General features: G+C 29.2%; 15 protein-coding genes. 8 read left to right on the top strand and 7 right to left on the bottom strand.

What is annotated here, in order from left to right:
* Positions 1–20 precede the first annotated feature (20 nt).
* From ACSIGC_RS11685 to ACSIGC_RS11660, 6 genes are all read left to right on the top strand, one after another.
* The gene (locus ACSIGC_RS11685; protein WP_442265000.1) at positions 21–1,172 is read left to right on the top strand and encodes a DNA polymerase III subunit; all 1,152 of its coding nucleotides are present in this window, start codon (positions 21–23) and stop codon (positions 1,170–1,172) included.
* A gap of 1 nt (position 1,173) precedes the next feature.
* On the top strand, positions 1,174–1,665 hold the full coding sequence (locus ACSIGC_RS11680; protein ID WP_442264999.1) for a hypothetical protein: 492 nt from the start codon (positions 1,174–1,176) through the stop codon (positions 1,663–1,665).
* Between the two features lie 52 nt (positions 1,666–1,717).
* Entirely contained in the window at positions 1,718–3,130 is a 1,413-nt protein-coding gene (locus tag ACSIGC_RS11675; protein WP_442264998.1) for a sensor histidine kinase, read from the top strand.
* 3 nt (positions 3,131–3,133) lie between these two features.
* Complete coding sequence (locus ACSIGC_RS11670; RefSeq protein WP_442264997.1) at positions 3,134–3,916, top strand: enoyl-CoA hydratase/isomerase family protein; 783 nt, start codon at positions 3,134–3,136, stop codon at positions 3,914–3,916.
* A 146-nt stretch (positions 3,917–4,062) separates the two neighbouring features.
* The gene (locus ACSIGC_RS11665; RefSeq protein WP_442264996.1) at positions 4,063–4,806 is read left to right on the top strand and encodes a LytR/AlgR family response regulator transcription factor; all 744 of its coding nucleotides are present in this window, start codon (positions 4,063–4,065) and stop codon (positions 4,804–4,806) included.
* Position 4,807: 1 nt separating this feature from the next.
* Positions 4,808–6,748, top strand: coding sequence for a tetratricopeptide repeat-containing sensor histidine kinase (locus ACSIGC_RS11660; protein WP_442264995.1), 1,941 nt, complete (start codon positions 4,808–4,810; stop codon positions 6,746–6,748).
* Here the strand turns inward: ACSIGC_RS11660 and dinB are convergent.
* A complete protein-coding gene (dinB, locus tag ACSIGC_RS11655; protein WP_442264994.1) occupies positions 6,745–7,827 on the bottom strand; it encodes a DNA polymerase IV in 1,083 nt (360 codons plus the stop codon). The genes ACSIGC_RS11660 and dinB overlap by 4 nt on opposite strands.
* Before the next feature lie 117 nt (positions 7,828–7,944).
* On the opposite strand from dinB, the gene ACSIGC_RS11650 reads away from it, so the two are divergent.
* Positions 7,945–9,009 carry a COX15/CtaA family protein gene (locus ACSIGC_RS11650; RefSeq protein ID WP_442264993.1) on the top strand — a complete coding sequence of 355 codons (1,065 nt, stop codon included), beginning with the start codon at positions 7,945–7,947 and terminating at the stop codon, positions 9,007–9,009.
* Here ACSIGC_RS11650 and ACSIGC_RS11645 read toward each other — a convergent pair.
* From ACSIGC_RS11645 to mutY, 6 genes are read right to left on the bottom strand one after another with little or no spacing between them, the layout of a single operon-like run.
* Complete coding sequence (locus tag ACSIGC_RS11645; RefSeq protein ID WP_442264992.1) at positions 9,001–9,789, bottom strand: hypothetical protein; 789 nt, start codon at positions 9,787–9,789, stop codon at positions 9,001–9,003. The genes ACSIGC_RS11650 and ACSIGC_RS11645 overlap by 9 nt on opposite strands.
* Positions 9,790–9,805: 16 nt before the next feature.
* On the bottom strand, positions 9,806–10,207 hold the full coding sequence (locus tag ACSIGC_RS11640; RefSeq protein ID WP_442264991.1) for a hypothetical protein: 402 nt from the start codon (positions 10,205–10,207) through the stop codon (positions 9,806–9,808).
* A 10-nt stretch (positions 10,208–10,217) separates the two neighbouring features.
* Entirely contained in the window at positions 10,218–10,778 is a 561-nt protein-coding gene (gene gldD / locus ACSIGC_RS11635) for a gliding motility lipoprotein GldD (protein WP_442264990.1), read from the bottom strand.
* A complete protein-coding gene (gene gldE, locus ACSIGC_RS11630; protein WP_442264989.1) occupies positions 10,771–12,099 on the bottom strand; it encodes a gliding motility-associated protein GldE in 1,329 nt (442 codons plus the stop codon). The genes gldD and gldE overlap by 8 nt, the downstream gene beginning before the upstream one ends.
* A gap of 19 nt (positions 12,100–12,118) precedes the next feature.
* Positions 12,119–12,544, bottom strand: a complete 426-nt coding sequence (locus ACSIGC_RS11625; RefSeq protein ID WP_442264988.1) for a single-stranded DNA-binding protein — start codon at positions 12,542–12,544, stop codon at positions 12,119–12,121.
* 33 nt (positions 12,545–12,577) lie between these two features.
* A complete protein-coding gene (gene mutY / locus ACSIGC_RS11620; RefSeq protein ID WP_442264987.1) occupies positions 12,578–13,621 on the bottom strand; it encodes an A/G-specific adenine glycosylase in 1,044 nt (347 codons plus the stop codon).
* 142 nt (positions 13,622–13,763) lie between these two features.
* Here mutY and ACSIGC_RS11615 point away from each other — a divergent pair, with 142 nt between their 5' ends.
* Entirely contained in the window at positions 13,764–14,054 is a 291-nt protein-coding gene (locus ACSIGC_RS11615) for an HU family DNA-binding protein (protein WP_075340504.1), read from the top strand.
* Positions 14,055–14,269 lie beyond the last annotated feature (215 nt).

The following is a 14,269-nucleotide window of genomic DNA, read 5'->3' as shown; positions in this document are numbered from 1 at the left end:
AGAAATGGTATATTTGTCTTATGACTTTTGAAGAGATTGTTGGTTTAGAACACATTAAAAAACACTTAGTTACCGCAACAGAGAACGGAAGAATTCCTCATGCTCAACTATTTGTTGGGAAAGAAGGATCTGGAACATTACCAATGGCTATTGCTTATGCACAATTTTTACTGTGTAATTTTTCTAATAATGCTGAAGCTTGTAATATAAAATGTAACAAATTACAACATCCAGATTTACATTTTACGTTTCCAGTTACTACTAATGACAAAGTAAAAAAACACCCAACTAGTGATTTGTTTTTAGAAGAATGGAGAACCTTTGTTAATGAAACTCCTTACGGTAGTTTATTCGATTGGTTAAGACATATTGGTGTAGAAAATAAACAGGGACAAATTGGTGTAGATGAAGCTGAAGATATTGTTAAAAAACTATCCTTAAAATCTTACGAAGGTGGATTTAAAGTAATGATTATATGGATGGCAGAAAAAATGAATATAGCTGCATCTAACAAACTCTTAAAATTAATTGAGGAACCACCATCTAAAACCATATTTCTTTTAGTAACAGAAGATGAAGGAAAAATTATTAATACAATAAAATCACGTTGTCAAGCCTTAAATTTTCCTAGTTTATCTGAAAATGATATCGTTTCATTTTTAACTCAAAAACACGATATTAATCAACAAGATGCTAACAGAATAGCTCAACAATCTGAAGGAAACTTAAACAAGGCTTTACATTTATATCATAACGATTCTAACGATTTAATTTTTGAAGAATGGTTTATTACATGGATTCGTAGTGCTTTTAAAGCCAAAGGAAACGCATCTGTAATTCAAGATTTAATTCAATGGAGTGAAATCATTTCCAAATCTGGAAGAGAAACGCAAAAACAATTTTTACAGTACTGTTTACATTTTTTCAGACAAGCAATGTTATTAAATTATGGAGCTCCTGATCTTGTATATCTCATTCCTCAAACAGCAAATTTTAAACTAGAAAAGTTTGCTCCTTTCGTACACAGTGGCAATATTTTAACCATAGAAAAAGAAGTGAATGATGCCCAATACCATATTGAAAGAAACGGGAATGCAAAAATCATTTTGTTAGATTTATCTATAAAACTTACTCGTTTACTACACACCAAAGAACAAAAAATAAATGCATAATATGAAATCAACTTTTTTTATCATTACCATAAGTTTTGGATTGATTTTTGCTGCTTGTAAAAGCGAAGAAAATAAAACACCTGAAATAACTCAACAAAAATCTCTTAATGATTTTATGATTGGAAAATGGGAAACACAGTATATTAAAATTGAATATAATACTTTTCAAAAAGCCGATAGTTCATACATTTTTGAGGATGATTTTAGCACACCAAATTCAGGAAAAGCACAATCAGAATATTTGAATAATGGAACTTTTTCGGCTTGGTTTAAACAATCAGATAACACTAAAGTTGGTGTTACTTCTGGAAAATGGAAAACCAATGGAAATGATAGTTTATATGTAGATTATTTATATTTAGGAAAACAAGTTCAGGTTTGGTACACCATTGAACAAAAAGAAAATCAGTTTAAGGGAATAGTTACCTACGATTGGGATAATGACGGAGAAAAAGACGACAAATTAATTATGAAATCTAAAAGAATACAATAATAAATTGCCTATTTTAAACAATATATCACTACGAATTAGAATTTTTATTTCAATGATACTTTTAGTATTATTGGCTTCAATTTTAATTGCTGCTGTCACCTATTATCAATACGGAGAACAAACTAAAGAATATAATATTCATCGTTTAGAAAGAAAAGAAAAAGCAACTCGTTATAATATTGAAATAGAGTTAAGAAGAAAAACAACCTACGCAGTTACTGCTGAAAATTTATCAAAAATATTTCAAGATAGAATTTACGAAATTGCAAGCGTTCATAATCTAACCATCAGTATGTACGATATGAATGGTAAACTCTTAAAATCTTCAATTCCATACAATTTTGAAGAAACAGATGAAAAACCATTATCGAAAAATATAGTTAATGAATTGGCCAATAACTCTGATTATAGAATTTCAAAGGATCGAGTTATAAAGGATGTAACATATCAATCTTCTTTTACATACATTAACGACACTCGTTTTAAACGTATTGGAATATTAGAACTAACCATAGCTCAAGACAACGAAGAGCAGAAAAAAGAACTTCGAGAGTTTATGAGTAGACTTTTAGTTGTTTACTTTTTAATGCTAATTGCTGGTATAGCTCTAGCTTATTTTTTATCAACTTACATCACACGTTCAATTCAAACAATATCAAATAAGTTAAAAGAAACTCGATTAAATAAGCAGAATGAAAAAATCACATTAAACGCTGCTAGTTCCGAAATAAACTCTTTAGTTGACTCGTATAATAATATGATTGATCAACTTGAAGATAGCGCTGTAAAATTAGCACAAAGCGAACGTGAACAAGCATGGAGAGAAATGGCAAAACAAGTTGCTCATGAAATTAAAAACCCATTAACTCCTATGCGATTAACTGTACAAAGTTTTTTAAGAAAATTCGATCCTACAGATCCAAATATTAGAGTAAAAATAGCAGAATACAGCGAAACCATAATTCAACAAATAGATGTGATGAGCTCTATTGCTTCAGCTTTTTCAGATTTTGCCAAAATGCCTACGCAACGAAAAGTAAATTTAGATGTTGTAGATGTAGTAAAGCATGCTTTAGACATTTTTAATGAAAACTACATTCGTTATTATCCTCAAGAAAAAGAACTTCTTGCTCATTTAGATAAAACTCAATTAATTAGAATTATCACAAACTTAGTTAAAAATGCTACTCAAGCTATGAAAGATGATGAGACTAATCCAACTATTGAAGTAAAAGTAGCTTCTGAACAAAATAATGTAGTAATTACAGTATCTGATAACGGAAAAGGAATTTCCGAAGAAAATAAAAAGCTGATTTTTGAACCAAAATTTACAACTAAAACCAGCGGAATGGGCTTAGGCTTACCAATGATAAAAAACATTATTGAAGCTTATAATGGTAAAATAACTTTTTCATCTACTCTAGGCGTAGGAACTGTTTTTACTGTAACTTTACCAAAAACTTAATTTATGAACTTTGAGAATATCTTGGTTGAAAACACCAACGAAATAGCAACGATTACAATTAATAGACCTAAAAAGCTTAACGCTCTTAACAAGGCAACAATTGAAGAATTGCATGAAGCTTTTAAAAACTTAAATAACGATGTAAACACCAAAGTCATTCTATTAACAGGAAGTGGAGAAAAAGCATTTGTTGCCGGAGCTGATATTTCTGAATTTGCTCATTTTTCTGAAGAAGAAGGTGGAAAATTGGCTGCAAAAGGTCAAGAATTACTTTTCGATTTTGTTGAAAATTTATCAACTCCTGTAATTGCATTAGTTAATGGATTTGCTTTAGGTGGTGGATTAGAATTAGCTATGTCATGTCATTTCAGAATTGCTTCTGATAATGCTAAGGTGGGTTTACCTGAAACCTCTTTAGGTGTAATTCCTGGATACGGAGGAACACAACGTTTACCTCAACTTATAGGAAAAGGAAAAGCAATGGAGTTAATTATGACAGCAGGAATGATGTCTGCTGAAGAAGCAAAATCTTACGGATTAGTAAATTATGTTGTAACTCAAGAAGAATTAAAACCTTTAGCAGAGAAAATTGCAGGAAAAATAATTAAAAATTCATCTGTTGCTATAGGAAAAGCCATCGAAGCTGTTAACTCAGGGTTTAAAGATGGAGAAGATGGATACAAGTCTGAAATAAATGCTTTTGGCGCTTGCTTTTCAACACAAGATTTCAAAGAAGGAACCACAGCTTTTCTAGAAAAACGAAAACCTAATTTTCCAAATAAATAATATCTCAAAAAACTCGCTTTAATTTGCGAGTTTTTTATCTATCAGACCATTATTCCCTAGCAAATTAATAGTTTTTGTTAAAAAAATGTTTTTTTTGTATGAATGGTCGTTTTTTTTGTATAAATTGCAAAAAAAACTTTTTTAGCATGTTAAAAGCAATCATTGTCGACGATGAGGACAAGGCTATAAAAAGCTTATCATGGGAATTATCTAACTTTAATGACGAAGTTGAAATATTAAACACATTTACTAACCCTGGTAAAGCACTTGATTTTATTGCTAACAATAAAATTGATTGCCTTTTCTTAGATATAGAAATGCCCACTATGGATGGGTTTCAATTTATTGAGAAACTTCCTAAGAAGGATTTTGCTATTGTTATCACTACCGCTTATAATGAATATGCTATAAAAGCTCTTAAAAAAGAAGCTATTGACTATTTGCTAAAACCCGTAGACACAGATGATTTAGAACAAAGTTTAAAAAAAATCACAAAATTCACTAAACGAATTTCAGTTAGCGATACTAATGAAAAACTAGAACAAATACTTTACAATTTCAATCAGAAATTAGAAGAAAAAAAAGTAGTTATTAATGCAGATGGACGATTAATTTTCTTAGAGTCTTCTGAAATACTTTGTATTGAATCTGATGGAAATTATAGTTCTATTTACACTACAGATGGTAAAAAAATAGTAGTTACAAAAAAATTAAAAGAAGTAAACTCATTACTACCAGAATCTTTATTTTTTAGAATACATAATTCCTACATTATAAACCTCAGCAAAGTAAGAGAGTATTATAAAACTGATGGATATGTAATTCTTGAAAAAAATCACAAAATCCCTGTATCGCGCCAAAGAAAAACTGAATTCTTAGATAAGTTTTAAAATGAAAAATAAGTCTGTAATTCTTACTTTATTTTTTTTCAATGTATTAGTTTTCTCTCAGAACACTAGCAAAACCAACGTTAATTCTGTTCTAGAAAATTTAGTAGATAATAAATACAAAAATTATTTCTCTTTAGATTCTATTATTAATATAAATCACAAGTTAAATTTAATCTCCGAAGATAGTTTCCATAAACTTTATGATAATAGTTTAAAAAACAAATATGAGATAGGGCAGATTTATGCCTACAATAACATTGGACTTATTTTAAGACAAAAATCAAATTACAGCAAAGCTGTCGAATACCACATAAAAGCCTTAAAATTAGCTAACCACATCAAAAACAACGATATTAAAGCCTACACATTAAATCTTCTTGGATCTTGTTACAGAAGGTTAAACGATGTAAAGAACGCTTTAAACTGCCATCAAGACGCGCTAACTTTAACAAAAAGAAGCAGTAACACAGAAAGTTTAATTAATAAAAGGAATAAAAGTATTTCTGTAAATAATATTGGAAACATTTATTTGCTTTTAAAACAATATGATCTTGCTCTAGAACAATTTGAAAGCTCAATCTCTATCTCTAAAGAATTAAATAATAGGCTCGGTCTTGCTATTAATTATCAAAACATGGGATATAGTCAAGAAAATTTAGGTTTTTATGACGATGCTATCGAAAATTATTATAAATCTCTAAAAATAAACAAAGAATTAAACTCTGAAAGGGGTCAGATTATTTGCTATAACAGCATAGCTTCCACCTACTTACAAAAACTAGAGTTTGAAAAAGCTCTAGAAATAATTCAAAAAATATATCCTTTAGCCGTTGAAAAAAACAATAAATTTTATTTGGCTAGAACTTTAACAAATCTCGGAATTGCAAATCTTAAAAATAATAAACTTAAAGAAGCTAAAAAATACCTAACAGAATCTGTTCAACTATCTAACGAAAATAATTTCAATAGAAGTCACACAAGAAGTTTATTTGCCCTTGCAGAATTTTACGAAAAGAAAAACGACGAGCAAAAAGCCTACGATTTTTATAAAAAAGCCGTAGAATTAGAGAAACAAACCCTCACTAAAAAAACGTTCTCATATGTAAACAACCTTATCTCTAAGCAAAATGTTTTGGCTAAAATTAATGAAAGAGATAATATGGAGAAACAGTTTCAAATTCAAGATTTAAGGACCGAACAAGATAGAAATATTTTAATTATAACACTGGTTACCATAGCTTTATCTAGTATTGCTTTATATTCTGTTTACAGACAAAAATTGCTTAATAACGACAGAAAAATACTACTATTGGAACAGCAAGCGTTACAAACTCAAATGAATCCTCATTTTATTTTTAACGCTTTAAACTCTATTAAGCTTTACGTGATTAATAACGATCAGAAACAAGCCGTTTATTACCTAAATAAATTCTCTAAATTAATCAGAAACATCTTAGAAGTTTCTAAAGTAAAAGAAGTTAGCTTAAAAGAAGAGCTTTCAACAATGGATTTATACATGACTATTGAAAATATTCGTTTCTCAAACGAAATAGATTATAAGTTAGATATAAATCCAGATTTAAACACAGATACAATTAAAGTTCCTCCTTTGGTTTTACAACCTTTCTTAGAAAATGCAATTTGGCATGGTTTATCTTCTAAAGAAGGGGATAAAAAAATTACACTAACCGCTAATAAGATTTCAGAAGATATTGTTTCTGTAAACATTATTGATAATGGTATTGGTAGACAAGCTGCTGGGGAAATTAAAAGATCTAAATCTTTAAAAAGAAAATCTGTTGGTATCGATTTAACAATAGAAAGATTAAAAACTTTTGCTGAAGACTATGAAGAAGAATTTACACTTACCTATCATGATTTAACAAATGATTTTGGTGAACCTGTAGGCACAAAAGTATCTATTCAATTTCCTGTAGTTTAAAATTCAAACTGTAATTGAACCCAAACAGGATCTTTTTTTTCTGTATTTAAATTACTGAAAGAAATCCCCAATAAACGCACTGAATTTTTTAATTCTTCTTGCAAAAGCAAATCTTTAACAATTGGAAAAAATTCTCTTTTCTTATAAATAAAATACGATATGGTTTTACTTCGAGTTTGCTGTGTAAAATCACTGTATTTAATTTTTAACGTAATCGTTTTTCCTTTTGTCCCAGATTTATGCATTCGCCTTTCTAATTCTTCCGCTATGTGTTCTAATTTTTCAAGCATAAAAATTTCAGAGGACAAATTTTCATTAAATGTTCTTTCAGCAGCTATCGATTTTCTTATTCTATTCGGTTTAACTAGACTATTATGAATTCCTCTAACGATATTATAATAATGCACACCAGATTTCCCAAAGAGCTTTGTTAACTCTTCTAAAGTCCTTTTTTTTAAATCAATTCCTTTAAAAATACCAAGATTATGCATTTTTACCGCAGTAACCTTACCAACACCATAAAATTTTCCGACAGGAAGCTCTTCTAGAAAAGGAATTACATCTTCAGGGTTAATTGTTTTTTGTCCGTTTGGCTTATTAATATCTGAAGCAACTTTAGCAATAAACTTGTTTATAGAAATTCCTGCCGAAGCTCTTAATTCTAGTTCTTCCCAAATCCTATTACGAATCTCTTTCGCAACTAAACTAGCCGACGGATTGCCTTTTTTATTCTCTGTAACATCTAAATACGCCTCATCTAAAGACAAAGGTTCAACCAAATCAGTATAATCATAAAATATCTGTCTGATTTTTGCTGAAATCTCCTTATACCTTTCATATCTAGGCTTAACAAATATTAAATGCGGACATTTCTTTTTTGCCAAAACACCACTCATTGCAGATCGAACACCAAATTTTCTAGCTTCATAACTTGCAGCAGAAACCACACCTCTAACTTCACTCCCGCCAACAGCGACAGCTTTACCTCTAAGCTCAGGATTATCCAATTGCTCTACAGATGCATAAAATGCGTCCATATCTACATGAATAATTTTTCTAAAAGGTGGTTCCATTTCCATTTTATAAAATTAAAAAAAGAATAATTTAAATTCATTTTAAAATAACATCTTATAAAGAGAAAAATACTTTTTCTTTCGTTTTGCCGTATCTTTGTTAAAATTATTTTTCGAGGATCAATGTTAGCAAAGATTAACAACATACTTCACTACTTTAAGTCAAAATTTCCTAAGATTACTAAAATCACTTTAATTTCTGTTTATCTTATTTTCTTAGCAGGCGCTGTAGTAAGAATGACCGGATCTGGCATGGGATGTCCAGATTGGCCAAAATGTTTTGGTTATTTAATCCCTCCAACTTCTGAAGAACAAATCACTTGGCAACCGAATAAGGGGTTTAAAAAAGGAATGATTATCGTTAAAGATGAAACACTTTTTGTAGCTCAAAACGATATTAAAACTTCAAAAGAATTCACTGCTAGTAACTGGGAAAAATACACAAAACACGATTACGCTAAGTTTAACAAATATCATACTTGGACAGAATACATTAACAGATTAGCTTCTGTAGTTTCTGGATTCGTTTTTATCTTTCTAATTTTAGGCTCTATTAAATACTGGAAAGAAAAAAAATCGATTACTCTTTTATCTTTCTTCGCCTTATTTCTAATGGGCTTTGAAGCTTGGCTTGGAAAAACCGTAGTAGATTCTAATTTAAAACCGACTATAATTACCATTCATATGGTTGTTGGACTTTTAATTATTGGAATATTATTGTACTTACATTTTATTGTTTCTGAAAGAAAGAACACTTTTAAATACAATGCGCTTTTCAATAAACTTTTAATCTTTTCTGTAATTTTCTCAGTAATTCAAATTGCTATGGGAACTCAAGTAAGACAATTTATTGATGAGCAAGTAAAACAATTTGGTTTTGATAACAAGCAATATAGTTTACTAAATCCTAGTTTTAAATTTTACTTCCACAGGTCTTTCACAATTGCAATTGTGCTAGTTAATTTCGGAATGTTTTATTTGAATCAGATTAAAGACTTAGGTTACAAACTGGTAAACTGGATTGTATTTTTAATATTCCTAGAAACTATAACTGGAATTTTAATGTATTACGCAGAATTCCCTATTGGAACACAAGCTGTGCATTTATTAGCTGGAGCAATTTTATTTGGGTTACAATTTTACTTATGGATGCAAAGTAGAAAATCTACTTCTACGAAATTAGTATAATTGAAAATGGATATGGTCGTCGTGTCGAACAGCTTGACATCCATGAAATCGTATTTTTTTATTTGTTAGCCCCAATCTGTTTTTCAAATGTGGTTCAATAAAAAGTTTACTAATCTGTTTCTGTTTTAAAATTGTGTTTATTAATGATTTTGTTCCTTTTTCTGAAAACTGAACATCTTTATTAATACTACCAAAAGTTAAATACTTAGGAAAATCGTATTGCCATTTTCCTTTATTTTTACAGATATTTATTTGATTGTACTCATTCTTTTTAGGTCCACTAAAAACACCATAACCACTAATAGATTTCTTTTTATTGGTTACAATATTATCCTTTTCATAAATCAAAGAAACATCAATCTTTTTACCATCATTATGACTTAAATGAGGTAACAAAGGGAAACCATCAAAAAAAGGAAAATTAGCATCTAAATACACTAATTTAATTCCTTTATGCTTCTTGTTTAATTCTTCACTTACCTTATTTAAAACAAGATTTAACTCTGGCACTACATAATTACGATTGGCAAGCAAATAAATAAAAGAATTGGGCTGAATTAATTCGGTATTTTTAATTTTTTCTCTTCCAAAAAAAGGAGTTAAATAAGGTAAAATCAAAAATGAAAAAATACTATAACTACTTATAAAAGCAACTGCTTTAAACTTTCTATTTCTCTTTAAAAAGATGAGAATCGTAAATAAATAAACTACACCTCCTATTTGAGTTGTAATGGTAAGTAAAAAGGTTATTAAAAGATGAAATACTATTTTAAAAACCATAAAAGCTTGAATTTGATTACTGAAAATCCTCTTTAAATAATCTTCTTTTGGTCTCTAAAAATCGCTCTATGAAAAGTTCTTTTTGTTTCTCTCCTTTTACTTTAAAACTCATCAATAATCCCACGCCTAACACAAAAAAAAGAATTAATGGAAACCAATTACTTTGAATAGCAAAAACAACAATTGCCACTAAAAGAATTATGAGAAAAATTCTAAAACTATAATTCGTAGGAAATACATAATCGTGTTTAATATCAAATAAATCATCCTCCTTTAAAACTCCTAAAATTTTAATATTATTAGATTTTGAAGCTCTTTGGAGCTCAAAATTTGTAGGACTTATGATTCCTTCATAATGCTTATCTGAAATTATTTGATGTAATACTTTGAAGAGTTTTTCGTTGTTTTCTAATTCCATAGCAGGCATTTTAATCAATATTTTTCCACTCTAAAGTTTCCATCATTTTAACCATATCTTTTTTAACATAATCTACAGCTGGCAAAACACTATCAAAGTTAGGTTTAGAATAGAAAAATAACGAAGCTTTTAAAAAGTGCTGCACACTATCGGTAACATGAAATTGCACCTGAGAAGCTGCGTTTCCATAAATGAAATACATTTTCCCGTATACTTTTTTTTCTTTATTAATATAATCTTCTGTATTAGAAATATTATCAGCTTTAACCGTATGTTCAAAAACTAATTTTTCTGCTTCAAGCAACAATTCTTTAAGATTATCATTAACGGGTCTGTAAGTAATATCTACAGAGGCTTTTAATTCTGGATATTGAATTTTTAACCAATTTTTAGGTAGCGATTTTACTTTTGCTACATTGGAAACCTCGAAAGTATATGGTCTTTCCACATTGATTTTCTGATAACTTGGTTTTGCATAATTCAAGCTTAAATATGCTTTCGGTTTTGGTAAAGTTTCACCTCCACAACTCATCAAAATCAACAATAAAAAACCGCACAAATACCTATACATTTTTTGTTACTTTTATCTGTTTTACTCTTTTTCTATCTAAATTTTCTATAGTAAATGTATAATTTTTAAAGTTTATTTTTTCTCCCACTTTAGGAAACTTTCCAGACACTTCTAAAATAAAACCGGCTAAAGTTTCACTTTCTCCTTTATCATCTTCAAAAACATCTTCATCTTCATCTAAAACCCTACATAAATCTCTTATTGTTACCTTACCTTCAAAAATAAAATTATTAGCATCTAATTTTGAATATGTTAAATCATCATCATCGAACTCATCGTTTATATCTCCAACAATTTCTTCAATTACATCTTCTAAAGTAACAATTCCACTTGTTCCTCCATATTCATCAACCACTATTGCCAAATGATTTTTTCTTTCCTGAAAATCCTTTAATAAATCATCCAACTTTTTATTCTCAGGAACAAAGAATGGTTTTCTTAATAAAGACAACCAATCGAAATTCTTCTTATTTAAGTGTGCTAATAAATCTTTTGCATACAAAACACCTATAATATTATCGATATTTTCTTCGTATACAGGGTTTCTTGAATATCCATTTTTTAAGATTGTACTTAAAACTTTATCATAAGAGTCTGCTTTTGATATTGCACAAACATCTGTTCTAGGTTTCATAATTTGTACCGTTTCGGTATTTCCGAAAGTAACAATTCCTTCTAGTATTTTTTGTTCATCTTTAGTGGTTGCGTTTTCGGATGTTAACTCTAAAGCTTGTGATAATCTCTCTACAGATAAATTGTTATTTTTATTTCCTAGTTTTCTTTCAATTATCGTTGTAACACTTGTAAGCGGAATGCTTAATGGACTTAAAATTGCATTTAAAACATCTAAAGGTTTTGCTATAAAACTAGCAAACTGAAGAGATTTCCTACTCGCGTATACCTTTGGTAAAACTTCTCCAAACAGTAAAATTAAAAATGTTACCAACCCTACTTGAACTATAATTTTTACTACTGAAGCCGGTATAATGAAGAAAATTAAATCCAAAGAAAAATTCATATTTCCAAACATAAACTCATCAAGAGAAGCAAAAATTAAAACCACCAAAATATTGATGAAGTTATTAGTGATTAAGATTGTTCCTAAAAGCTTTTGTGGCTTTTCTAAAAGTTTTACTACGGTGTTTTTTCCTTTACTTTTTTCTGAAAGTTCATCTAATTCTGTTTGTGATAATGAAAAAAAGGCAACTTCTGCACCCGAAATTAATGCAGAACAAATTAAAAGAATTAATAAAACTATTAAACTTATTGAATTTAAAAAAGTGGTACTTGCTATAAGTAAAAAATGGGGTTCTGGGTCCAATTCTTAAATTTTGGTTAAACTAAAACGGTAAATCATCGTCTTCATTAGAAACACTTTGACTACTATTTTGCACTGGAGGTTGTGGCTGTTCACCTGGAGTATTTAACTCTTTTTTAGTTGTTAAAAAAGTCATCTCCTGAACATGAATCTCTGTAGTATATCTCTTTTGTCCTTCAACTTCATATTGACGGTTTTTAATTCTACCTTCAAGATACACCTTATCTCCTTTACTTAAATATTTCTCACAAATTTCGGCAAGTTTATTCCTCACAACAATATTATGCCAATCGGTATTAGAAACCCTTTCACCTGTTTGTCGGTTTGTATATGTTTCATTAGTAGCTAAAGGAAAACGTCCAACCGCATTACCTTCATCAAATCTATACATCTTCACTTCATCTCCTAAGTGACCAATAAGTATTACTTTATTTATTGTTCCTGCCATTATTTACACTTGTGTAATTTCAAATATACGAATTTAGTTTTTGCTTGTTTTGTATTCATTTAAAAAATTATGGATCAATATTGGAACTGGATAAGTATCAATATTATCCCAATTCACAACCTGTTGATTTGTTGTTTTACCTTCAACTATCCAAAATTTTGTATGCAAATGCTGATGAGATAATTTGTGCACAATATCTTTTGAGTTGAATAATTTAATTTTAGTATCGTTAGGAAAAAAACCAACAAATTCTTCATTTGATATTAACTCTTCTACCTGGATACTTTTTGAAGTTTCAATTAAAGGAAACTCAAACAAACCTTCCCAAATTCCTTTACCTTCTCTTTTTTTCAAGATGGTTTTATTGTTTGTATTTAAAACGAGGTAATTAAAAAAACGTTTTTTTACTTTTAATTTCTTCTCTTTTACGGGAAGAACATCAACTTTACTTTTTTCTAAAGCTACGCAACTTTCATTTAACGGACAAACTGTACAATCTGGACTTTTAGGTTTACATTGAATAGCTCCAAAATCCATTATTGCTTGATTGTATATTCCAATTCTATCAGCATCTATTGCTTGTTGAGCTAATTCTTTAAACTCTTTAATTCCTTTTGCGGAATTAATAGCAGTATCTACACCATAATATCTAGCAAGTACTCTATAAACATTACCATCTACCACCGCAGCTGCCTCATTAAAACAAATAGATGCTATAGCTGAAGCTGTATAATCTCCAACTCCTTTTAATTTTAATAGACCTTTATATGTATTAGGAAACTTCCCATTAAGATCATTTGCGATATACTTTGCTGTAAAATGTAAATTTCTAGCTCTTGAATAATACCCCAAACCTTGCCATAGTTTCAACACATTTTCTTCATCGGCATTTGCTAGGTCAAAAACCGTAGGAAAAGCCTCTATAAATCTTAAATAATATGGTAAACCTTGCGCAACTCTTGTTTGTTGTAACATGATTTCACTTAGCCAAATATTATATGGTTTTTTAGTTTTTCTCCATGGTAATTCTCTACTGTTTTTTAAATACCAGTCTATCAACACCTTATTAAATTCCATCCATCCAAAGTTGTATTGACAAAATTACTGTATTTTATTTAGATTTTTTTAAGAACAAATATTTTACGAATTGATTAATTATCATATATTTGCACCCTCGTAAAATTAAATTCACAACATATAATATAAAAGTATATATACAATGACAAAAGCAGATATCGTATCGAAGATTTCAGACAAGACAGGGATAGAGAAGGCAGATGTTTTAGCTACTGTAGAGGCATTTATGTCTGAAGTTAAAGATTCTTTAGAGAGTGGAGATAATGTATATTTAAGAGGTTTTGGAAGCTTTATTATTAAAACTAGAGCTGAAAAAACAGGTAGAAATATTTCTAAAAACACTACAATTAAAATTCCTGCACACAACATTCCAGCATTTAAGCCTGCTAAGACTTTTACAGAAGGTGTTAAAGCTAAAGTTGCAGTTAAGTAAGATATTAACCTACTCTTTTAAAAGAGTTTTAAAACATTTTTAATATGCCTAGTGGTAAAAAAAGAAAGAGAGCTAAGATCTCTACACATAAAAGAAAGAAAAGAGCAAGAGCTAATCGTCACAAGAAAAAGTAAGTAGTTTTCTACTTACTTTTTCATTTGCTTTTAAAAAGCATCAAGTTCTTTGAAATTGAGGTTTAAATCCTCAAACGGGTA

Origin of the sequence: Tenacibaculum aquaeponti, assembly GCF_052084715.1 — a bacterium.
Classification (GTDB): Bacteria; Bacteroidota; Bacteroidia; order Flavobacteriales; family Flavobacteriaceae; genus Polaribacter.
The sequence above is the reverse complement of the archived record's forward strand: the minus strand, read 5'-3'. Positions and strand labels throughout refer to the sequence as shown.

Excerpts from the sequence above, each read along its gene's own strand:
- ACSIGC_RS11660 (WP_442264995.1), top strand. The coding sequence starts at position 4,808 with ATGAAAAATAAGTCTGTAATTCTTACTTTATTTTTTTTCAATGTATTA.
- mutY (WP_442264987.1), bottom strand. The coding sequence starts at position 13,621 with ATGGAATTTAATAAGGTGTTGATAGACTGGTATTTAAAAAACAGTAGA.
- ACSIGC_RS11640 (WP_442264991.1), bottom strand. The coding sequence starts at position 10,207 with ATGGAATTAGAAAACAACGAAAAACTCTTCAAAGTATTACATCAAATA.
- ACSIGC_RS11645 (WP_442264992.1), bottom strand. The coding sequence starts at position 9,789 with ATGGTTTTTAAAATAGTATTTCATCTTTTAATAACCTTTTTACTTACC.
- ACSIGC_RS11670 (WP_442264997.1), top strand. The coding sequence starts at position 3,134 with ATGAACTTTGAGAATATCTTGGTTGAAAACACCAACGAAATAGCAACG.
- ACSIGC_RS11680 (WP_442264999.1), top strand. The coding sequence starts at position 1,174 with ATGAAATCAACTTTTTTTATCATTACCATAAGTTTTGGATTGATTTTT.
- ACSIGC_RS11625 (WP_442264988.1), bottom strand. The coding sequence starts at position 12,544 with ATGGCAGGAACAATAAATAAAGTAATACTTATTGGTCACTTAGGAGAT.
- ACSIGC_RS11675 (WP_442264998.1), top strand. The coding sequence starts at position 1,718 with ATGATACTTTTAGTATTATTGGCTTCAATTTTAATTGCTGCTGTCACC.
- ACSIGC_RS11650 (WP_442264993.1), top strand. The coding sequence starts at position 7,945 with ATGTTAGCAAAGATTAACAACATACTTCACTACTTTAAGTCAAAATTT.
- ACSIGC_RS11665 (WP_442264996.1), top strand. The coding sequence starts at position 4,063 with ATGTTAAAAGCAATCATTGTCGACGATGAGGACAAGGCTATAAAAAGC.
- ACSIGC_RS11685 (WP_442265000.1), top strand. The coding sequence starts at position 21 with ATGACTTTTGAAGAGATTGTTGGTTTAGAACACATTAAAAAACACTTA.
- ACSIGC_RS11615 (WP_075340504.1), top strand. The coding sequence starts at position 13,764 with ATGACAAAAGCAGATATCGTATCGAAGATTTCAGACAAGACAGGGATA.
- gldD (WP_442264990.1), bottom strand. The coding sequence starts at position 10,778 with ATGTATAGGTATTTGTGCGGTTTTTTATTGTTGATTTTGATGAGTTGT.
- dinB (WP_442264994.1), bottom strand. The coding sequence starts at position 7,827 with ATGGAAATGGAACCACCTTTTAGAAAAATTATTCATGTAGATATGGAC.